The sequence below is a fragment of the Microcoleus sp. C2D2 genome (genome assembly GCF_036702495.1).
Classification (GTDB): Bacteria; Cyanobacteriota; Cyanobacteriia; order Cyanobacteriales; family Microcoleaceae; genus Microcoleus.
The window spans coordinates 113,615-113,888 of the sequence record NZ_JAUBTO010000007.1; the positions used below are offsets into that span (position 1 = coordinate 113,615).

The 274-nt window shown below is 46.7% G+C and carries 1 pseudogene; it reads left to right on the forward strand.

The annotated features are described in order from the left end of the window. Window positions 1-274: pseudogene (locus QUB61_RS04560) on the forward strand (signal recognition particle-docking protein FtsY); the annotation flags it as partial.

Here is a 274-nt window from a genome sequence, read left to right on the forward strand (position 1 = left end):
CTCAACCAGAACCGATTGTCGAAAATCTGCTCGTTGTCGAAACAGTAGAGTCCCTAGAACATCCTCAACCAGAACCGATTGTCGAAACAGTAGAGTCCCTAGAACATCCTCAACCAGAACCGGTTGTCGAAACGGTAGAGTTGCAAGAACCTTCTCAACCAGAACCGGTTGTCGAAAATCTGCTCGTTGTCGAAACAGTAGAGTTGCAAGAACCTTCTCAACCAGAACCGGTTGTCGAAAATCTGCTCGTTGTCGAAACAGTAGAGTTGCAAGA